At 40.1% G+C, this 20,724-nt stretch carries 17 protein-coding genes and 1 tRNA gene; 13 read left to right on the forward strand and 5 right to left on the reverse strand.

The window, feature by feature from the left end; all coding sequences use genetic code 11:
* The first annotated feature begins 26 nt into the window (after positions 1-26).
* The 11 genes from QZL88_RS07300 to asnS all read left to right on the forward strand — a co-directional run bounded on the left by QZL88_RS07300 (position 27) and on the right by asnS (position 13,534).
* Positions 27-731 carry a NigD-like protein gene (locus QZL88_RS07300; RefSeq protein WP_296939641.1) on the forward strand — a complete coding sequence of 235 codons (705 nt, stop codon included), beginning with the start codon at positions 27-29 and terminating at the stop codon, positions 729-731.
* A 251-nt stretch (positions 732-982) separates the two neighbouring features.
* Positions 983-1,492, forward strand: a complete 510-nt coding sequence (locus tag QZL88_RS07305) for a transcriptional repressor (RefSeq protein WP_194223967.1) — start codon at positions 983-985, stop codon at positions 1,490-1,492.
* Positions 1,489-2,751 (forward strand): adenylosuccinate synthase, encoded by a 1,263-nt coding sequence (locus QZL88_RS07310; protein WP_296939649.1) that lies wholly within the window; start codon positions 1,489-1,491, stop codon positions 2,749-2,751. Before QZL88_RS07305 ends, QZL88_RS07310 begins: the two co-directional genes overlap by 4 nt.
* Before the next feature lie 92 nt (positions 2,752-2,843).
* Positions 2,844-3,533, forward strand: a complete 690-nt coding sequence (locus QZL88_RS07315) for a zinc metallopeptidase (RefSeq protein WP_296945038.1) — start codon at positions 2,844-2,846, stop codon at positions 3,531-3,533.
* Between the two features lie 140 nt (positions 3,534-3,673).
* The gene (locus QZL88_RS07320) at positions 3,674-4,804 is read left to right on the forward strand and encodes a metallophosphoesterase (RefSeq protein WP_296939651.1); all 1,131 of its coding nucleotides are present in this window, start codon (positions 3,674-3,676) and stop codon (positions 4,802-4,804) included.
* A complete protein-coding gene (locus QZL88_RS07325) occupies positions 4,801-5,994 on the forward strand; it encodes a metallophosphoesterase (protein WP_296939653.1) in 1,194 nt (397 codons plus the stop codon). The genes QZL88_RS07320 and QZL88_RS07325 overlap by 4 nt, the downstream gene beginning before the upstream one ends.
* Before the next feature lie 15 nt (positions 5,995-6,009).
* Complete coding sequence (gene recN / locus QZL88_RS07330; RefSeq protein ID WP_296939655.1) at positions 6,010-7,668, forward strand: DNA repair protein RecN; 1,659 nt, start codon at positions 6,010-6,012, stop codon at positions 7,666-7,668.
* A gap of 251 nt (positions 7,669-7,919) precedes the next feature.
* Positions 7,920-9,020, forward strand: a complete 1,101-nt coding sequence (locus QZL88_RS07335) for a DegT/DnrJ/EryC1/StrS family aminotransferase (protein ID WP_296939657.1) — start codon at positions 7,920-7,922, stop codon at positions 9,018-9,020.
* Positions 9,021-9,301: 281 nt separating this feature from the next.
* Entirely contained in the window at positions 9,302-10,645 is a 1,344-nt protein-coding gene (gene purB / locus QZL88_RS07340; protein WP_296939660.1) for an adenylosuccinate lyase, read from the forward strand.
* A 63-nt stretch (positions 10,646-10,708) separates the two neighbouring features.
* Complete coding sequence (locus QZL88_RS07345; protein ID WP_296939662.1) at positions 10,709-12,043, forward strand: pseudouridine synthase; 1,335 nt, start codon at positions 10,709-10,711, stop codon at positions 12,041-12,043.
* Between the two features lie 93 nt (positions 12,044-12,136).
* A complete protein-coding gene (asnS, locus tag QZL88_RS07350) occupies positions 12,137-13,534 on the forward strand; it encodes an asparagine--tRNA ligase (RefSeq protein ID WP_296939663.1) in 1,398 nt (465 codons plus the stop codon).
* 106 nt (positions 13,535-13,640) lie between these two features.
* Here the strand turns inward: asnS and QZL88_RS07355 are convergent, their stop codons facing one another.
* Genes QZL88_RS07355 through QZL88_RS07370 form a run of 4 tightly spaced genes read right to left on the reverse strand, consistent with a single transcriptional unit; the run spans position 13,641 to position 19,637 of the window.
* Positions 13,641-15,458 (reverse strand): hypothetical protein, encoded by a 1,818-nt coding sequence (locus tag QZL88_RS07355; protein ID WP_296939665.1) that lies wholly within the window; start codon positions 15,456-15,458, stop codon positions 13,641-13,643.
* Positions 15,459-15,493: 35 nt separating this feature from the next.
* On the reverse strand, positions 15,494-18,490 hold the full coding sequence (locus tag QZL88_RS07360; RefSeq protein ID WP_296939668.1) for a tetratricopeptide repeat protein: 2,997 nt from the start codon (positions 18,488-18,490) through the stop codon (positions 15,494-15,496).
* Positions 18,487-19,008, reverse strand: coding sequence for an NUDIX domain-containing protein (locus tag QZL88_RS07365; protein ID WP_296939669.1), 522 nt, complete (start codon positions 19,006-19,008; stop codon positions 18,487-18,489). The genes QZL88_RS07360 and QZL88_RS07365 overlap by 4 nt, the downstream gene beginning before the upstream one ends.
* 41 nt (positions 19,009-19,049) lie before the next feature.
* The gene (locus QZL88_RS07370) at positions 19,050-19,637 is read right to left on the reverse strand and encodes a DUF3109 family protein (RefSeq protein WP_296939671.1); all 588 of its coding nucleotides are present in this window, start codon (positions 19,635-19,637) and stop codon (positions 19,050-19,052) included.
* Between the two features lie 341 nt (positions 19,638-19,978).
* On the opposite strand from QZL88_RS07370, the gene QZL88_RS07375 reads away from it, so the two are divergent.
* Positions 19,979-20,050, forward strand: a tRNA-Arg gene (locus tag QZL88_RS07375).
* Between the two features lie 294 nt (positions 20,051-20,344).
* Complete coding sequence (locus QZL88_RS07380) at positions 20,345-20,518, forward strand: hypothetical protein (protein ID WP_296939673.1); 174 nt, start codon at positions 20,345-20,347, stop codon at positions 20,516-20,518.
* A 9-nt stretch (positions 20,519-20,527) separates the two neighbouring features.
* Here QZL88_RS07380 and QZL88_RS07385 read toward each other — a convergent pair whose 3' ends face one another.
* Positions 20,528-20,704, reverse strand: coding sequence for a hypothetical protein (locus tag QZL88_RS07385; protein ID WP_296939676.1), 177 nt, complete (start codon positions 20,702-20,704; stop codon positions 20,528-20,530).
* Positions 20,705-20,724 lie beyond the last annotated feature (20 nt).

The raw sequence follows: 20,724 nt of genomic DNA on the forward strand, positions 1-20,724 counted from the left end.
TATTAAACAAAAAAATGAGAAAGTATATGAAACTATTTTCAGCACTGATTCTATCTTCTGTCTTAGCATTAGGATTCTCTTCATGTCTTGATGACGATGGGTATTCTCTTGGTAATTACTGGGAGGACATAGTGACAGTAAAAAAGATAGATGACAATACTTATTCCTTCGTACGGGATAATGGTGACAAACTCTGGGTGGCCGCTCCTGTAGGTCTTAACTTGAAACCTAAGTACGACAGAGCGATAATAAACTATACTATCCTCTCCGACGAGAAAGATGGTTATGACCATTACATCAGACTGAACGATTATTATGACGTACTGACCAAAGGCGTTATTTATATAGCCCCCGACGATCAGGTAAAACAAGACAGTATAGGGAATGATCCTATCAAAGTATATTCCGTTTGGGAAGGCGGCGGATATCTGAATATCAATTTTGGATACAACACCGGAGAAAAAGAGCCGCATATGATCAACATGGTATCGGCAGAACCGGATTTATCAGTCGACAAAGATATCGTAAAATTAGAATTCAGACATAATATAAATGGTGACGAACCATCACGATATCCGGTAAAAGGCTATGCAAGTTTCGATCTTACACCTTACAAAATCGCAGGACGTGACAAAGTTACGTTTGAGATAACATCCAAAGATTTTGGAGGAGAAACAAAAACATTTAATATAGAATACAAATACACAGTGGACGAACCACTGGACGAATAAGCAAATACATACTAACCTGAATATTTATTATAATATTCTTTTTGATTTCCTTTCTAAAAAGAGAGCTCGTGAGAGTTCTCTTTTTAATTTGAATACACTCATACTCAAAAAGATTTCTATTTCCCGGCCCAAACATACCTCATGGAAGCTTTATTAGACAAATTCTAAATAGTTAATAACTTTTTCTTCCTCATACTGCCTGATATTCTATTAAAAAGATGTATTTTTGTTCATATCAGATTTTTCTATAAATGGATAATTCAAAAGTAAAGGAACAAGTCAAAAGCGAGTTCACGGACTATCTCGGTCTGCATAAACATCGTAAAACCCCGGAAAGATATGCCATACTTGAGCATATCTATTCTACGAAAGGACATTTTGACATGGATTCTTTGTATAATGCCATGAAGCAATCCAGCTTCAGAGTCAGCCGTGCTACATTATATAACACTATCGAATTACTTCTGGACTGCGGTCTGGTCGTAAAACATCAGTTTGGAGCTAATGTATCTCAGTACGAGCGTGCCTATGGCAATGAGAATCATGACCATCTGATTTGCCTGAATTGCGGGGAAGTAAAAGAACATAAAAACGGAAATCTCTTTACTCCCACTCAGCAAAAAAAACTGCAACGATTCAAGATCAGCTATTATAGCATGTATATATATGGCATATGCAATAAATGTATGCGGGCAAAAAAAGCAGAAGAAAAAAAGAATAAACTAACAGAAAATAAAAATACACGTATTAAAAAGAAATGAAAGTAGATGTATTGCTAGGTTTGCAATGGGGCGACGAAGGAAAAGGTAAGATAGTGGATGTACTCACACCCCACTACGAGATAGTAGCCCGTTTTCAGGGTGGGCCAAATGCAGGGCACACACTGGAATTCGAAGGAAAGAAATATGTCCTTCGTTCTGTACCTTCAGGTATTTTCCAGGGAAACAAAGTCAACATCATAGGAAATGGTGTTGTACTTGACCCGGCCTTGTTTAAAGGAGAAATTGAATCGCTGGAATCATCCGGCCATGATTTAACAAAGCGTCTTCTTATCTCCAAGAAAGCACACCTTATACTACCAACCCACCGATTGCTCGATGCCTGCTACGAAGCAGCTAAAGGAGATTCCAAAATAGGAACTACCGGCAAGGGTATCGGGCCTACATATACTGATAAAATCAGTAGAAACGGTCTGCGTGTAGGTGATATACTGCACAATTTCGAGGAGAAATATAACACTGCAAAATCTAAACACCTAAGAATATTGCAGCAATATGGCCATGATATCAGTGCACTGGCCGAAATAGAAAAAGAATGGTTTGCAGGTGTAGCGAAACTTAAAGAGTTTACATTTATAGATAGCGAACACTATATTAACAACGCTGTAAAACAAGGAAAGAAAATACTGGCCGAGGGCGCACAAGGCACAATGCTCGATATAGATTTCGGGTCATACCCTTTTGTTACATCGTCCAATACTATATCTGCAGGAGCATGTACAGGATTGGGAATAGCACCGCAGTCGGTAGGTGAAGTGTATGGGATATTTAAGGCATACTGTACCCGTGTGGGTAGTGGCCCGTTCCCAACCGAATTATTCGACGCTACAGGAGATAAACTCCGCGAATTCGGATTTGAGTTCGGTTCTGTAACAGGACGTCCACGCCGTTGCGGATGGATAGACCTGGTAGCTTTGCGCTATGCCATTATGGTAGACGGCGTAACCCAGCTGATAATGATGAAAAGCGATGTCCTGGATACTTTCGAGACCATCAGAGCCTGCATCGGGTACGAAATAAACGGAGAGAAAGTTATAGATTTCCCTTTCGAAGTAGACGAGAGAATCAAGCCGATCTATGTGGATATGAAAGGATGGCAAACAGATATGACAAAAATGCAAAAGGAAGATGAATTTCCGGCCGAGTTCAAGCATTATATCTCATTTTTGGAAAAAGAATTGCAAGTTCCGATCAAGATAGTGTCGTTAGGCCCTGACAGGGAACAGACTATAATAAGGTAATTAAACCCTTTTTAAGAATATAGAATGTGCCAACAAACAATATTGGCACATTTTTTGTTTCATATATCATAAAAGAATATTCACAAAAAGATATAAATATGTATATAGGTTGGATTATATTGATACTGGTTGGGGTCGTAAGTTTTGCTGTTTCACAAATGCTGAAAAGTAAATTTAATAAATATTCTAAAATTCCTTTAACCAACGGGATGACCGGACGTGATGTAGCTGAAAAGATGCTTCACGACAACGGCATATATGATGTCAAAGTCGTTTCCACTCAAGGAATGCTTACCGACCACTACAACCCTGCCAATAAGACTGTAAACCTTAGTGAAGGAGTCTATGCCAGCAATAGTGTAGCTGCTGCCGCAGTAGCCGCCCACGAATGCGGACACGCTGTACAGCATGCACATGCCTATGGTCCGTTAAAAATGCGTTCGGCCCTTGTACCTGTTGTCAGCTTTGCTTCATCATGGGTTACCTGGATTATTCTAGCCGGAATTATTTTCATACAGACATTCCCTACTCTTATCTGGATAGGTATTGGTCTTTTTGCCCTGACTACCATATTCAGTTTTGTTACATTACCAGTAGAGATCAATGCCAGCCAGAGAGCTTTAGTATGGCTCAATACAGCCGGCGTAACAAATATGAATAACCATGATATGGCTAAGGATGCATTGAAATGGGCTGCTTATACATATGTTGTTGCAGCAATAGGATCTTTGGCTACGTTACTTTATTATATTATGATAGCCCTGGGTGGCAGACGTAATTAACTGAAGGAAACAGTATATAAATTACAAAAGAGTGGTCTTTTCCGGCTACTCTTTTTTTATCATAAATATCCCGTAATAAACAGGATTATATATCTTTGTACATTTCAAAACTATTCTATAAAGTCTGAATGAAACCGATCATGTTCATAATAATTTTCATTGTATATCTTTTAGCAAATTTCTACGTCTTCCATCATATCTGGATAGCTATGCCTCCTAATACCATCGGACGGGTAACTCTCGTCTCGTTTGCTGTGGTAGCCGTTTCATCCTTTTTTATATCTTTTCTTGCAGGGGATTTATTACCTGTATGGATGACATCTTTTTTATACAAAGTAGGTACTGCCTGGTTTTTCATCCTCTTGTATTTCCTTATTGTAATGCTGGTAAAAGATTTATTCGGGCTTACCAACCGGCTATTTCATTTTATGCCGAGCGATGCAATTACCCGCTATACAAAAGAAAATTGGGTAGGACTGGGCTTTATGGTAGGCTTTATTACCTTACTGATGATTTGCGGATACCTGAAATATCAATGGAAAGTCCGTGTAGAATTGCCTGTACAGATATATAAAACCCTGGGAGATTCTACATCTGTTAAACCCTTGCGGATAGTAGCTATTAGTGACTTGCACCTGGGCTATGGCATAGGAAAAAAGGAATTTGAGGGATGGGTAAATACAATAAATGCTGAAAATCCGGATATCGTTCTCATTGCCGGAGATATTATAGATAATAGTGTACGCCCTCTGAACGAAGGCAACTTTGCCGAAAGCTTTCATAAAATAAAAGCTCCTTTAGGGATTTATGCCTGCTTGGGAAATCATGAATTTATCAGCGGGCTCAAAAATAGTCTCGACTTCTATGAGAAAGCCGGCATCCATCTCTTACGCGACACGGCCGAATTGGTTAACAACAGTTTTTACGTCATCGGGCGCGACGACAGGTCGAACGAATGGCGCAAACCATTGAATACATTAGTCGACAGCCTCGACAAGTCAAAGCCCCTTATCCTGCTCGACCATCAGCCTTATCATCTCGAAGAGGCTGAAGCCTATGGCATCGATTTGCAAATATCCGGGCATACACATCAGGGACAGGTATGGCCTATCTCTGCAATTACCAATGCGATATACGAACAAGACCACGGTTTTGTAAAAAAAGGAAACGCTAACATATATGTAAGCTCGGGTATTGGCATCTGGGGTGGTAAATTCCGTATCGGCACCCAATCCGAATATGTAGTTATCGATTTAAAGACAAAGGAATGAGAGTATTTTTTAATGCAATTATTGTTCAGATATTTCTCAGCGCCTATATCTATTGGCGTGGCTGGCAAGGATTGCCTGATAAGAAATACATCAAAATTCCTTATGCATCTATCTATATTGCCGAACTGGCAATTTATTTCATGGGATTCTTTACCTCCGGAACAGGTTTGTTGCCTTTCGACGCCCTTCATAGTTTTGCATGGGTAGGGACTACCTGGATGCTTTTCACCATATATATGACTATCTTGCTGCTACTATACGACATAGTAAAATATATCAACAGTAAGAAAAAAATATTCGCGATAGACCTGAAAGCGAAAAAGCCCCGGCTGATTTACTTTTGTGCCTCTCTCCTATTGGTTTGCAGTGTGATGGGTTATGGCAGCTATCGCTTCCACAATCCGGTCGTTACAGAGATGAACCTGACAGTTGACAAGCATTCGCCGCATATAAAAGACCTCCGTATTGTAGTTGCCACAGATATACATGCGGGATATCTCATCGATAAGAATATAATATCCATGTACGTGGATAAGATTATGGAGCAGAAACCGGACATTATCCTGCTGGTAGGCGATATCATAGACTATGATGTAAAATCGCTTTACGAACAACGGATGGAAACCGAGTTTCTGCGGCTCAAAGCCCCATATGGAGTGTATGCATCGACAGGAAACCATGAATATATCGACTTGGGTGAGGAAAAAGACGAAAAAATACTTTGGTTGAGTAAATACGCAGGACTTACAGTATTACGGGATACAACAATACTGATTGCCGATTCGTTCTATCTGGTGGGTCGTGAAGACGACATGTATATAACCAGAAAAGAATTACCCGAACTGATGCAGGGTATAAACAAAGATCTGCCAATCATTGTTATGAACCACGAACCCCATCGCCTGTATGAAGAATCCGATGCCGGAGCGGATATAGCTGTATTCGGGCATACACATAACGGGCAGTTCTTTCCGGTAAACACCATTATGTCTATATCTTCGGCGATATACAACACAGGTATTATACCCGAACATCTGAAATACAGGTCGATGTACGAAATACCATACGGATACAAGAAAAAAGACAATACACATATTTATGTATCATCAGGGCTCGGCCTTGCAGGGCCTCAGTTCCGGATCGGCACTATATCAGAGATTGTAGTTTTGAATGTGAGATTTGATAAATGATAACTACCTTTAGCTATGCTAAAATCGCTTTATATTAAAAATTATGCACTGATTGACAGTCTCGAAATAGATTTCGAATCAGGCTTTTCTGTCATTACGGGAGAGACGGGTGCAGGAAAATCAATCATACTGGGAGCCTTATCGCTTATCCTCGGGCAGAGAGCCGACATAAAAGCCATCAAACAAGGCGAAAGCAAATGTATTATCGAAGGTGCTTTCGATGTATCGGCCTATGATCTTAAAGACTTTTGTGAGGAAAAAGGCATCGAGTACGACCCCCACAGTTATATACTGCGCCGGGAAATACTTTCCACAGGAAAATCACGTGCATTCATAAACGATTCACCTGTAGGACTAAATGACTTGAAAGAACTGGGTAGCCAACTGATAGATATACATTCGCAGCATCAGAACCTGCTATTGTCCGACAGCCGTTTCCAGATGCAGGTAGTGGACGCATTAGCCGGCAACAAGGCCTTATTGAAAGAATACCAGCAGGCTTTTTATCAATATAAGCTGGCTGAAAAAGCTTTGGCCGAACTACGAGCTTCTATCAGAAAGAGTAAAGAGGAAGAAGATTACCTCCGCTTCCAGTATCAGGCACTACACGAAGCTGCCCTCACCGAAGGAGAACAGGAAGAACTGGAAGCCGAACAGGAGACTCTAAACCATGCCGAGGATATAAAATCGGCGCTGTACAAGATACATACATTGCTCTCGGAAGACGACAGAGGTGTTGTAGCAGCCTTGAAAGAAAGTCTGAACACATCACATTCGCTGGCTAAAGTATATCCGAAAGTGGAAGAAATTACCCAACGTCTGGAGACTTCCTATTTAGACCTCAAAGACCTGTCTTCGGAACTGGAACGATCGGCTAATGATGTAGAGTTCAATCCAGAACGACTGGCTTACATCGAATCGCGGCTCGACCTGATTTATTCATTGCAAAAAAAGCATCATATATCTCTGGTATCGGGTTTACTGGAATTGTATAAAGAACTGGCACAGAAACTGGAAAAAATAGAATCATCGGACCAACAGGTTGAAACTTTAGAAAAAGAAGTTTCTGAAAAATATGATAAGATGCTCACCTTAGCCAAAAAGTTGAGCGACCATCGTAAGGCAATTACACCAGAACTGGAAAAAGGATTGGTAGAAAAGGTTGCGAATCTGGGCATGCCCAATATCCGTTTCAAATGTGAGATCACAGCCGAAGAACATCCGAATATATATGGAGCCGATAAAATACTATTCCTGTTTTCGGCTAACAAAAACGCGCCATTGCAACCGGTTGCCGATGTGGCTTCGGGTGGTGAAATATCACGTCTGATGCTTTGTCTCAAATCGATGATCGCAGGTGCAACAGCCCTACCGACTATCATATTCGATGAAATAGACACAGGCGTATCTGGCGAAATAGCCGATAAGATGGGACAGATCATGCTTGACTTTGGAAGAAAGATGCAGGTTATCGCTATCAGCCACCTGCCACAGATAGCAGCGAAAGGTAAGACACATTATAAGGTATATAAATCGGATAATGAATTATCTACTACTACCCATCTCGACAGGCTGGATAATGCGGAAAGGCTTGAAGAAATAGCGCGGATGCTGAGTGGTTCTACTGTTACGGATGCGGCAATACAAAATGCTAAGGTAATGTTGGGGTTTTAGCCCCCTAAATCCCCCAAGGGGGACTTACAAAGAGAGTAAAAGATAAATAGAACAGGCAAAAGTAACAACGTAGAAGAGTGAAAAAAGTGTTACTTTTGTTACCTTTTAACAAGTAGTAAGTATAAAGTCGTTCTAATTGTTGACTGCTAACTGTTTACTGTTAACTGTAAATAGTGTTACCTTTGTTACTTTTTGAGTTGAAAGTTGAGTTGCTGCGAATTATTAATTGTTAATTCTTAATTAGTTTCTATATGGAAATTCCTTTCCTCAACCTAAAACGGGAAAACGACCGATATGCATCTGAGATAAAAGAAGCTGTATCGCGCGTGATAGACTCAGGCTGGTATATCCTGGGAGAGGAAAAATCCAGCTTTGAAAAAGAGTTTGCCTCCTATTGCGAAGTAAAGCACTGTGTAGGTGTAGGCAACGGACTTGATGCTATCCGCCTCGTACTAATGGCCTATATGGAACAAGGCGTAATGCAGGAAGGAGACGAAGTAATTCTCCCTGCAAATACATTCATTGCAACGGCTTTGGCTATATCTCAGTGTGGACTCATACCGGTTTTTGCCGATTGTGACACTGCAACATACAATATTGCTCCTGAATCTGTAATAGAAAAGATTACATCCAGGACAAAAGCGATTATAGCAGTCCACTTATACGGACAAATTGCAGCGATGGCTGAATTGAAACAAATCGCAATACAACACAACCTGAAACTGATAGAAGATGCTGCGCAGGCACACGGTGCGGTATACAATGGCAAAAAGACAGGAAGCTTAGCAAATGCAGCAGCATTCAGTTTTTATCCGGTGAAGAACCTTGGAGCTCTGGGTGATGCAGGGGCTGTAACAACTGACGATGAAGAACTGGCTCGGATCGTCCGTAGCCTATCCAATTATGGCTCCGACAAAAAATATATGCATGAATATAAAGGGCTAAATTCCCGTCTCGATGAGATACAGGCAGCAATATTATCAGTAAAGCTAAAATATCTGGATAGAGATAATCAAAGGCGGAAAGAAATCGCAGCCTATTATTCTGCGAATATTAAGAATGTAAATATTATACTGCCGGACAATAAAGATAGCCTAAGTCACGTTTTTCATTTATATGTAATCCGGACAAACGATAGAGAAAGGCTTCAGCTATACTTGCACGACAAAGGTATTCAGACTCAAATACATTATCCCATAGCTATACATCAGCAGCCCGCGTATTACAGACAGGCAGACTTAAACCTATCTGTAGCAGAACAAATGCAAAATGAAGTATTAAGCCTGCCGCTATATCCATCATTGGCCGATGACGAATTATACCGGATAGTAAAAATTCTGAACAATTATTAAAGGGTGTGAAAGGGATATTTGTTTTTTAAGAAGAGTCGAAGCAGAACACTTCTACATCCTTGTTTTAGCGGAAGAAATCAATAAATATCTTGATTTTTAACAAGGGTTTCCTACGAGGAACAAGAAACTATTTAAAAAAGATGAAAAAATGAATATTTTCCTTTTGTAAAAACACTTGCACATATATATTTGTTATATATTTGTATAATAATTATAAGTAAATAGTGATATCGAAAATAAATTTCTAAGTTGATTAAAAACACAAAATTTCTGGCAACGTAATGACACTAACACCCCTAACTTCCATCTCACCGATAGATGGACGTTATCGTAATAAAACAGAAGAACTAGCTAATTATTTTTCAGAATATGCATTGATTAAATATCGTGTATTAGTAGAGATAGAGTATTTTATCGCATTATGTGAATTACCTCTCCCTCAACTGGAAAATATAGACAAGGCTGTTTTTGGAAAACTGAAAGATATCGTAACCGGTTTTTCAGAAAGTGATGCGACACGCATCAAGGATACTGAAAAAATTACCAACCATGATGTAAAAGCTGTCGAATACTTCATTAAAGAAGAATTTGACAAATTAGGCTTACAGGAATATAAAGAATTTATACACTTTGGCCTTACATCACAGGATATAAACAATACCTCTATCCCGCTTTCGATAAAAGATGCATTGAATGATGTATACTATCCGATGCTTGAGGATCTTATCGCCAAGCTAAAAAATCAGGCGAACGAATGGGCTGATATAGCCATGCTGGCGAAAACCCATGGACAACCTGCCTCTCCTACCCGTTTGGGTAAAGAGATAATGGTATTCGCGAGCAGGCTCGAAGGCCAATTGCAATTACTGAAAGGCATTCCTTTATCTGCTAAATTCGGTGGAGCAACAGGGAATTATAATGCACATAACGTAGCTTACCCGTCATATGACTGGAAAGCATTCGGGAATAAATTCGTATCGGAGAAACTGGGACTCGTCAGAGAAGAATGGACAACACAAATATCCAATTATGACAATCTGGCTGCAGTCTTTGATGCTCTGAAGCGAATTGATACTATAATGATCGATTTGAACCGGGATTTCTGGCAGTATATCTCGATGGAATATTTCAAACAAAAAATTAAAGAAGGAGAAATAGGTTCATCGGCTATGCCACACAAGGTAAACCCGATTGATTTTGAAAATGCGGAAGGAAATCTGGGAATTGCAAATGCTATATTAGAGCATTTGTCTTCTAAGCTACCCGTATCCCGCCTTCAACGTGACCTGACTGATTCTACAGTCTTGCGAAATGTAGGTGTGCCTATGGGACATATTGTAATAGCTATACAGAGCACACAAAAAGGATTGGATAAATTGTTATTAAATAAAGATGCCTTATATAACGATTTGGAAAACTGCTGGGCTGTTGTAGCTGAAGGAATTCAAACAATATTACGCCGTGAGGGCTATCCAAAACCTTACGAAGCACTGAAGGCTCTTACCAGAACCAACAGTACAATTACGGCCGAATCAATCGCCGAGTTTATTGAGGGGCTGAATGTAAGTGAAACCGTGAAAAATGAACTGAGAAAAATTACACCGCATTCTTACACTGGTGTATAAAATGAACTTAACCGTGAGGTTATAAAAGAAGTATTTGTATATTATTTAAACAAAAAGGAAAAAATGGTGACAGACAATGGAAATGATAGAGAAAGCCGGGAGGGCTACTCATCATCAGAAAACAATGAAAACGGGTCAGAACCTGTAAAAAAGAAACGTGCGCGTGTAGGTGATCTTCGCAAACAAGCTTATGATGTGAATACAGACCGCGACTCCAGGGATCGAAATCCTTATAAAACCGGTGGCGACAGACAAGATCGCCAAGGTAGCTCTTATAACTCAGAAAGACCATCCAGGCCTTCTTACGATAGGACTGAAGGCGGAGAACGCCGTTCATACGGAAATAGTTCGTATGGAAATCAGAACCGCCAGTCCGGAGACAGAGGCGGATATTCCGACAACAGGGGTGGAGGTAACTATTCTGGAAACAGAAGTGGTGGCAACTATTCCGGTAACAGAAGCGGAGGAGGAGGCTACTCTAATAACAGAGGTGGATATTCAGGCGGAGACAATCGTTCATCTTATGGTAACCGAGACAACAGAGGCGGAGGAGGCTATGACCGTCGTCCGGCCGGAAATCGCGACAACAGAGGTGGAGCAGGAGGTGGCTACAGCCCTTCTTTCGGTGGTGTAAAGAAACTGGTAAAACCAGTTAAATATAAGGAAAACATCGACCCAAATACGCCTCTACGACTAAATAAATATCTGGCTAATGCCGGAGTTTGTTCCCGTCGCGAAGCTGATGCTTATATCACATCAGGTGTAGTGAAGGTTAATGGTGAAGTTGTGGATCAGCTGGGAGCTAAAGTTACCCGTGGTGATCTAGTAACATTCCAAGATCAGCCGGTACGCCTCGAAAGTAAGGTATATGTTCTGCTGAACAAACCTAAAAACTGTGTTACTACATCAGATGATCCTCAAAACCGTTTGACCGTAATGGACCTGGTAAAAAATGCTTGTCCGGAACGTATTTATCCGGTTGGCCGTCTGGACAGAAACACAACAGGTGTACTTTTGCTTACCAATGACGGAGACTTAGCATCTAAGCTGATGCATCCGAAATTTAAGAAGAAAAAAATCTATCAGGTAACACTTGACCGCGATGTAGCTATCGAAGATATGCAGGCTATTGCCGATGGTGTAGAACTTGATGATGGTGAAATACATGCCGACTCAATCGCATACCAGGCAGAGGATGTACTCAACGTTGTCGGTATAGAAATACATTCGGGCCGCAATCGTATTGTACGTCGTATATTCGAGAAACTTGGTTATCAGGTAATGAAACTGGACCGCGTATATTTTGCCGGCCTTACCAAAAAGAACGTACTTCGTGGAAAATGGCGCTACCTGTCAGAAAAAGAAGTGAACATGCTTCGTATGGGAGCATTTGAATAAATTATAAATTATGAGTCATAAATTATGAATGGAATACACTATCAATGATTCCGTATCATAATTTATGACTCGTAGCTAGTAACTTGTATAAAAATGGAGAGTATTCGCAGAACAAAGATTGTAGATTTGTTTAAAGACCCTCAGTTTGGGTCTGTAGTTGATGTAAAAGGTTGGGTGCGTACCATCCGTGGTAATAAATATGTAAACTTTATCCACCTTAATGATGGATCGACAATCCATAATCTGCAGATTGTAGCCGATGTACAGAAGTTTGGAGATGACTTTTTCAAACCTGTAACAACAGGAGCTTGTATCCATGTGACAGGTACATTGGTAGAATCGCAAGGGAAAGGACAAAGCGCGGAAATACAAGCCGACACAATTGAAGTGTACGGAACAGCTGATCCTGAAACATATCCTTTGCAGAAAAAGGGACATTCTCTTGAGTTTTTGCGTGAGATAGCATATCTGCGTCCACGCACAAACACATTCGGTGCAATATTCCGTATTCGTCACCATATGTCTTATGCTATACACAAGTATTTCAACGATAAGGGATTCTTCTATTTCCACACGCCAATTGTAACAGCTTCAGATGCTGAAGGTGCAGGGTCGATGTTTCAGGCAACTACATTAGATTTCAATAATGTCCCCCGTACAGAAGACGGGCAGGTTGACTATACAGAAGACTTCTTCGGTCGACAGACAAACCTGACTGTATCCGGACAGCTCGAAGGTGAACTGGGAGCGATGGCTCTGGGTGCTATTTATACATTTGGCCCTACATTCCGTGCCGAAAATTCCAACACACCCCGCCATTTGGCTGAGTTCTGGATGATAGAACCCGAAGTTGCATTCTACGACATCCATGACAACATGGATTTAGCGGAAGACTTCCTGAAGTATCTGATTCGCTATGCTCTTGAGCACTGCAAGGATGATATTGCATTCCTTAATGAAATGTTTGACAAGGAGCTGATCGAACGTCTGAACTTTGTTATAGCCAATGACTTTGTCCGCCTTACTTATACAGAAGGTGTAGAGATATTGGAAAAGAGCGGGCACAAATTTGAGTTTCCGGTATATTGGGGAGCTGATCTCCAGTCGGAACACGAACGTTATCTGGTAGAAAAGCATTTCAAACGCCCTGTCATACTGACTGATTATCCGAAGGAAATCAAATCATTCTACATGAAGCAAAATGAAGATGGTAAGACTGTGCGCGGTATGGATGTACTATTTCCTAAGATTGGAGAAATCATCGGAGGGTCGGAACGTGAGGCTGATTATGATAAGTTGGTAAACCGGACTAAGGAATTGAATATGAATACAGACCCAATTTGGTGGTATATGGAAACCCGTAAATTTGGTACGGCTCCTCATGCCGGGTTTGGTTTAGGATTTGAGCGTTTAATCCTGTTTATTACAGGTATGGCTAATATCCGTGATGTGATTCCTTTTCCACGGACACCGAATAATGCTGAGTTTTGAGATTCAGAATATAAAACAATGAAGAGCCGCAAGATTAATCTTGCGGCTCTTTTATTATAAGATTCATACTTATTATGAATACTGTTCAATCGGATCCTATACCTAGTTAAAACTTGAAACTCAGCCCACCTAATACATTAAACCCTTGTAATGCATAACCGTATTGCAACTCATATTTCTGGAACAAAAGATTGTTTACTTTTGCATTTACAGATAACCAATCTGTCACCTGATATTCACCCCTGAAATTAAGTTCATTTATATCCTTCATCTTAACAACTTCCACAACTGGTACCATATAGTTACTATACACTGTTTTACGACCTCCGGCATACAGATAGTTCAATGAGAATGTCAGTTTATCTATCGGTTTAATGTCTGCATTTAGTTCGGCTGTAAATGTTGGACGTCCCCACGCTTTTTTCTCCGAATAGAGATCTTTATCTATCAATGTCACATTTCCGTTTGCATACTTCACATCGTAAAAGTAAGCGGTAATCTTAGCAGATAAGTCTGTATATGGTATGAGTTTTGTCTTCAGCAATCCACCCACGTGTCCTGTTCCTACATTGGCATATAAAGGTGTCCCTACATTGCCCCACATCATTACATCCGATGCATAGCCCCCGTCAGCCGGCGGATTATACAATGACTCTGCCAAATACAAATGGTCTTTATCTGTCTTTTTATATCCTGCGAATATATCAAACTCGAATCCGCTGACAACTCCAGATCTAAAGCCTAGGCGCGCATCGAACAAAGTCTTTGAATATTCTACCCGTGCAATAGGATTTACATACCTGTTTTCTTGCAAAACATCGAGGTAGGTATTATTATTTACTCCTCCGGTTACCTCTCCGTAGAATGTGTTCACATCATTAATATGGATAGCCGCCTTTACATTCGGGCTCACCAATACCTTAGTCTTGGTATCGAACATTCCGCTCACATTTACACCCAGGTCAGCATCCCAGTTACCTCCCTGAAACTTAATATATGGAGTAGCCGTAATGTTGGTAAAACTATGGAAAGCATCCTTATCGAAGGTTTCGTTCTTGCTACTGAACGACTGGTTCATTATAAAGCCTTTCACTCCGATACTTCTGTCTGAGCCTAATTCTGTATAGAAGTCCGCATTCAAATCCAACTGACCACCCTTAGGGCCGTCTTGGTTCGTATAAATACCATACTTACTTTTAAAATTCTGATAACGGACACCTCCTTTATACTTCAATATCCCCTCATTCTTATCACTGGATTTTAACCCCGCTCCTATGCTAAATATATCTACATTCTGACGCGAATCCATATCGAACGGATATATCGCAGAAGATGTATTGGAAATAAACGGATTGCCATAGTAATTATATGAAGTATTATAAAACGATGCATCGAACCACAATACCGAAGGATCAAACATATGCTGATATTTCAGGTTTACTTTACTTGCCGAATATTTCGCTTTCGCCTCATCCATCGTATACGGATCGGCATTTATATAGTCTACATTTGCACTAGTAGAGCTATGAGTTGCAGATATATCTAAACGGTCTCTATCTCCATTGACAAGTCTGTATCCGAATGCACCTTCCAGATTCGAATTATTCCCGGCTCCCAATATAAGGTAACCGCGTTTCTTACTATAATCTACTCCTGTGTTTATATCACTTGGAGCAGCACTTCCCAGTTTATTATTTGTCAGTGTTATTTGCGGCACAGTACTCACAAATTTCAGTTCTTTTGCTTTTATTACCGGAGAATAAATAGAAGGTTGTGTATTTACCTTCGATGCATCCTGTAATGTCGGATTATAATCGCGTTCGAGCAGTACCTGACGGATCAGGGTAGAATCTTTTTGGGCTGTTGCGGTCAGGCTTATAATACCTAATGCTATGACAAAAACAGATTTATATAATGTTTTCATTGTTCTTCGTTTTTCAATTTTGTACATTTTCATAATTACTTCAAAGCTGCCAGACGTGATGAAATCATTTCTGTCAAATCAGTCTCCTGTCCCTTATAATTTGCCTGCAAACTTTCGAGATACTGACGAGCCTGAAATTTATCGCCTTTAGCCGCATATACATCCGACAATAGTACAATAGCACGAGCCATCCAGTATTCGTGCGGAGTACCCTCTTTCATAAAAGACTGTATCTGCTTTTCTGCTTTATCATACGAATTGGCCTGATAATATATATCAGCCAACAGGTATTGGGATTCTGCACCAAACGCACTGCGGGTATCTTTTGCGACTTCCTGTAGGTCTGCAATCGCTTTTTCGGACTGTCCCAGATTCTTCAATGACTGACCTCTGTAAAAGCGGGCTTCGTTAGCCACACTTCCTTGCGCTTTATTCTGTAACAACTTATCGGCAGCAGCAACAACATCCTGATCTTTCTTCATCAAGTAAGCACAACGCAACATACCCAGTTGGGCTACATCCTTATTTTCACTCTTCGAGGCTACCATGTTCAGGTGTTCGTATGCACCGTATGCCGCTTCATAATTTTTTCTGTCAAACTCGATCCCCGAAGCATATATCAATGCGTCATCAATATATTTCGGATTATTACTGTTTATCACTTCCTTAAAGTTACCCAGTGCTGAAGTAAAGTCTTTAGCTTCGAATGCCATACTGCCTAAATAGAAGTGGGCATCACTCGCAAATACTCCATTAGGATACGTTTGCAGGTATCTGTTGAGTGCAGTCTTAGATTCGTCTTTACGACCTTTCATATATACATTTTCCGCGGCAAGATAAGTTAACGAGTCTTGACGGCTTGCTGATAAGACAGTACCTTTACCCAGAGAGTTTACATATGATGCGTAAGAACCGATATCATTTATATCTTTATATACCCCTTCCATACTTTGTATAGCAGTACGCGCCTCCTCCGAATTAGGATAGTTATTTACAACTTCCTTATATGCAGCTATCGACTTCTGAGGGTTGTTTGTATTGAAATACAATTGTCCTAATTGCACTCCTGCTTTTTGTGCCAGATTTGATTTAGGATATTCTTTCAGCAGTTTTTCAAGAACGGAGATGGCCTCCGGTTCCTTATTCAACATCACCAATGCACGGCTTTTCTCGAATAAGGCATTGTCATAATACTGAGAATTAGGATATTTTGTCATCATATTATTCAGAGCAGAAACTTTTCCGTTATAGTTTCGCTGCAAACCAAGTACAAATGCTTTCTGGAATTCAGAATAATCCGCATTTGCGGGATTTACATTTACTGCCTGCGAATAATAGCTTTCGGCATCAGAGAAATTACGGTTATATAAGTAGCAGTCTCCTATACGGTTCAATGCGTCCGGATAGTTCGGCGACTGGCGATTGGTTTCCGCAGATATATATTTCTTGAAATTAGTCAGTGCCTTACTGTAATTCTTTTGCTGAAAATCAGTATATGCCAGATTATACAAAGCGAGCGGATAGTTTTGTTGCTTGGTAGATGCCTGAGCGATATAAGAAGAATAATCGCGGGCAGCAGCTGAATAGTTACCTTTACGGTAAGCCAGATCACCACGCCAGAAGTAAGCTTCGTTCCGTGCTTCGGCATTATAATTACCCATATTGATGGCAGCGTTCAGATCACGCTGGGCAGCATCATATTGTCCGTCGATGGATTCCTGCACACCCAATTGGAAAAGGATCAATTGTTTTGCATCCAAAATTTGCCTACCCGGAGTTTGTATGCTATTGATGGCGGAAAGCGCCGTGTTGTAGTTCTTTGTAGACAGCAACGTGCTTGCCAGTGCTTCATTCACCTCATCTGTATATTTCGATGACGGATATTCCGTAAGAAAGCGTTGAGATGCCGTTATAGCCTGTCCGAAGGCCGAACCTCCTCCACGATTCATCAACATTACATAATTATATAAGGCTTCTTCACTTATTGTTTTATTAAACTGTGTACGTGCAGCAGCATCGAACGCCATTATAGCATTCGGCGTATCATTTACTTTCAGGTACGATTGTCCCAAGAGCATATACCCTGCTTGTCCGAGTAAATCATCCGTTGAAGCCACATCCCGTTTCAATGCATTTATCGCATTGCCATGAGCATTTGTCTGATAGTAGGCTTCTGCCAGTTGGTACATATCATCCCGGAAGGTAGTGGTTGCACTCTCCAGATATTTCTCATAACTGACTATCGAGTTACGGGCGTCTCCCTGACGGTAATAACTGTTTCCCAACAGGCGGTAAACCTCTGCCGTATTCGTACTACCCGGGTAAGTCGCAATATAATCGCGTCCTTCGGCAATGGTTTCGCTCAGATTGCCTTGCAAATATGAAGTCTGAACCAAAAAGAAAGTAGCGCTTTCTTTATATTCTCCCTTGTTTTTCAATTTACGGAAAATCGGGATAGCCTGTTCGTATTCTCCATCCTGAAAATTAGCGTATGCCATATAATAGGAAGCAGGTTCGGCATACTTACTACTATTGCGGGTAAGTAATCCGAAAAGGCGTTTTGCCTCATTCCTGTTTCCGGCCTGTAAGTTGGCATAGGCAGTTCTATAGCTATAGTCTTCCTGTTCTTTTACATCCAGATAATCCATGTCTGCCTGCGAAAGCCAGTACAATGCTTTTTGCCATTCCTTTTCGGCAAAATGAGTCGATCCGATGAAAAAACATATTTGGTTGCGATGATATGTAGACGGGTATTTTTCAAGATAATCTTTCAATAGCGTTGCATCTCCGGCTTTTCCCTGATAGTACATGGAACTGACAATCATATACTCGGCCTCAGGCAGAAGTTTGGCATCTTGCGATTGCTTCACGAACTCCTCCAATGAATTAATACAACCTACATAATTATTATCCAGAAACATCTCCTTACCTTGCGTAAAGAGCCTGCCGGGCAACTCCGTATATACGGATTTCTGCGCATAAGCAAATTGCATACTTAATGCAAGACCTAAAGCTACTAGTAGTTTTTTCATATATTCATTTTTTGTATTTCCTTTATTACTTCCTTTACTGATAACAACCCAAACAATTCGGGGTTCAATTCCGATATCTTTATAAATTCGAGTTTAGCTACATCGTCCTCGGCTTTCAGATTTTCCATATTCTTCACAAAGCATCTATATACAAGATCCAATGTTTGCACCTCGAAACCTGAATACACATATTTATTGGGTATGGAAAACAAATAATCAACCTTTTCCACAACCAACCCTGTTTCTTCAATAACTTCTCTGGCTACAGCCTCTTCACCTGTCTCTTCCATATCCACAAAACCGCCCGGGAGATCCAATGTGCCTTTTACCGGCTCATGCGCCCGTGTGGCCACGAGTAATTCTTTATCATCATTTATTATAATGGCAATAGTAGACGAACATGAGTTAAAATAATAGATAAAGCCGCAATCTTCGCATCGCTTCGACTTGAAATTATTTTCTACAAAATGATTTGAACCGCATTTCGGACAATATTTAAATTGAGTTAGAGGATGCATTGTGATTAATTAAGAATTAATAATTAAGAGTTATACACTGCTTACTTTTCACTGTTTACTGACTTTTTATATTCTTCCGCAACCAAAGTAAGTTCCTTATACCAGTCTTCGCCAAACCGCCGAACAAGAGGCTCTTTCAGAAACTGGTATATCTTCAAGCCTTCTTTATTCCCAAGCAGGACAGCAGCCTTACATACCCGCCAGCGATGATAATTGACCGCTGTAAAATCCCTGTATTTATCTAAACGGATAGGGTATAGATGACAGGAGATGGGTTTGTAAAAGTCTACCCGTCCTTCGCGATGGGCTTTTTCTATGGCACATTTACAAATTCCTTTCTCATCATAATAAGTAAACACACAGTCCTTCCCGTTGACGATGGAAGTTACCATATCGCCATCAGTATCTTTATATGCTACACCTTGTTTTTTGATTACTTCCTGAGCTGCGGGAGACAAGTCGTCCCAAACCTGAGGCAACAGGTTTTCGATAATCTTTACTTCTTCATCTTCGAGGGGAGCGCCGGAGTCTCCTTCTACACAACATTCTCCCTTACATACCGATAAATCACACAAAAAATTCTCTTCTATTATATCCGATGCGACTATCGTATCATTTATTTGAAACATTTATATTTTATTATTTAAGGTCACAGACCTATTTACTATTTCGTTAAGTTTTTATTAAATAGCAAGTAAAGTAGATTGAGACAATACTTTAACTAATTTGGTTTCTACTTACGCTTTTCGTTATTGATATTTTTTGATATTTGGGTATAAAGATACGTTTTTGTATCCAATTGCCATATATTCACACCTGTTAATAAAGCTTTATAGTTAAATCCGTCTTCAACTTAGTACAGTTTCACATAATACGTTTTCATTTTAAGAACGTGAAATTATAGATTCTATTTGCCATATGTCGGAAAATCTCTTATTTTTGCATCTGATTTGCAAATGGCAAATGTGTCGGCGCAGTAGTTCAATGGATAGAATAGAAGTTTCCTAAACTTTAGATTCGGGTTCGATTCCCGGCTGTGCTACAAATAAAATCAAAAGATCGACTGATTATCAAATAGATACTCGGTCGATTTTATTTTATAATAAAGAGAGATAAATATTTAATCTATCCTCTATTTATTATTTAGTTTTTAGCTTCACCATAACTGGGAATATCGAACTTAGATAGAAAACCAAACCCACCTAGCCTCAAGGACAGAGCAAGCTATATGAAATGAGTTTTTTCGCCATCCCATACAACCAAGTTCAGTGAAACTATTGACCAGAAGTAAATCTATTTTGATTCATTTTTACCAGTCCATTTTCCAATATAGAAAATGATGAATCCGATCGCGGATATTACTGCGATTGCGCCAACAACATATAAAAGTATGGCTGAAACGACCTTTACGCCTACAATCAATAAAGTAAGAAACAACAATATCGATATAACGCCAACTGATATAAAGAAATATTTTAATACATCCATGACATTTAATTATTCTAATTAAGCATTCTTCTTATTCCTTATTTTCCCGGCTATTTTGGTCTTTATCTACATCTTCTCTAAAAGCATGAAGATGCTCCGACTCTGCTCTCTTCTTATCACTGCTCAGTCCGTCAATTTTCTTCATCGGTGCTCCTAACCTTTTATCCAAATAGGAGTCATTGTTTGAGTTTTCATCATGGTTGGACATAATAAAGTTTTTTTAGGGTT

The organism is uncultured Dysgonomonas sp. (assembly GCF_900079725.1).
GTDB lineage: Bacteria > Bacteroidota > Bacteroidia > Bacteroidales > Dysgonomonadaceae > Dysgonomonas.

Coding starts and splice junctions, on each gene's coding strand:
- QZL88_RS07300 (WP_296939641.1), top strand. CDS start 27: ATGAAACTATTTTCAGCACTGATTCTATCTTCTGTCTTAGCATTAGGA.
- QZL88_RS07305 (WP_194223967.1), top strand. CDS start 983: ATGGATAATTCAAAAGTAAAGGAACAAGTCAAAAGCGAGTTCACGGAC.
- QZL88_RS07310 (WP_296939649.1), top strand. CDS start 1,489: ATGAAAGTAGATGTATTGCTAGGTTTGCAATGGGGCGACGAAGGAAAA.
- QZL88_RS07320 (WP_296939651.1), top strand. CDS start 3,674: ATGTTCATAATAATTTTCATTGTATATCTTTTAGCAAATTTCTACGTC.
- QZL88_RS07325 (WP_296939653.1), top strand. CDS start 4,801: ATGAGAGTATTTTTTAATGCAATTATTGTTCAGATATTTCTCAGCGCC.
- recN (WP_296939655.1), top strand. CDS start 6,010: ATGCTAAAATCGCTTTATATTAAAAATTATGCACTGATTGACAGTCTC.
- QZL88_RS07335 (WP_296939657.1), top strand. CDS start 7,920: ATGGAAATTCCTTTCCTCAACCTAAAACGGGAAAACGACCGATATGCA.
- purB (WP_296939660.1), top strand. CDS start 9,302: ATGACACTAACACCCCTAACTTCCATCTCACCGATAGATGGACGTTAT.
- QZL88_RS07345 (WP_296939662.1), top strand. CDS start 10,709: ATGGTGACAGACAATGGAAATGATAGAGAAAGCCGGGAGGGCTACTCA.
- asnS (WP_296939663.1), top strand. CDS start 12,137: ATGGAGAGTATTCGCAGAACAAAGATTGTAGATTTGTTTAAAGACCCT.
- QZL88_RS07355 (WP_296939665.1), bottom strand. CDS start 15,458: ATGAAAACATTATATAAATCTGTTTTTGTCATAGCATTAGGTATTATA.
- QZL88_RS07360 (WP_296939668.1), bottom strand. CDS start 18,490: ATGAAAAAACTACTAGTAGCTTTAGGTCTTGCATTAAGTATGCAATTT.
- QZL88_RS07365 (WP_296939669.1), bottom strand. CDS start 19,008: ATGCATCCTCTAACTCAATTTAAATATTGTCCGAAATGCGGTTCAAAT.
- QZL88_RS07370 (WP_296939671.1), bottom strand. CDS start 19,637: ATGTTTCAAATAAATGATACGATAGTCGCATCGGATATAATAGAAGAG.
- QZL88_RS07380 (WP_296939673.1), top strand. CDS start 20,345: ATGATGAATCCGATCGCGGATATTACTGCGATTGCGCCAACAACATAT.
- QZL88_RS07385 (WP_296939676.1), bottom strand. CDS start 20,704: ATGTCCAACCATGATGAAAACTCAAACAATGACTCCTATTTGGATAAA.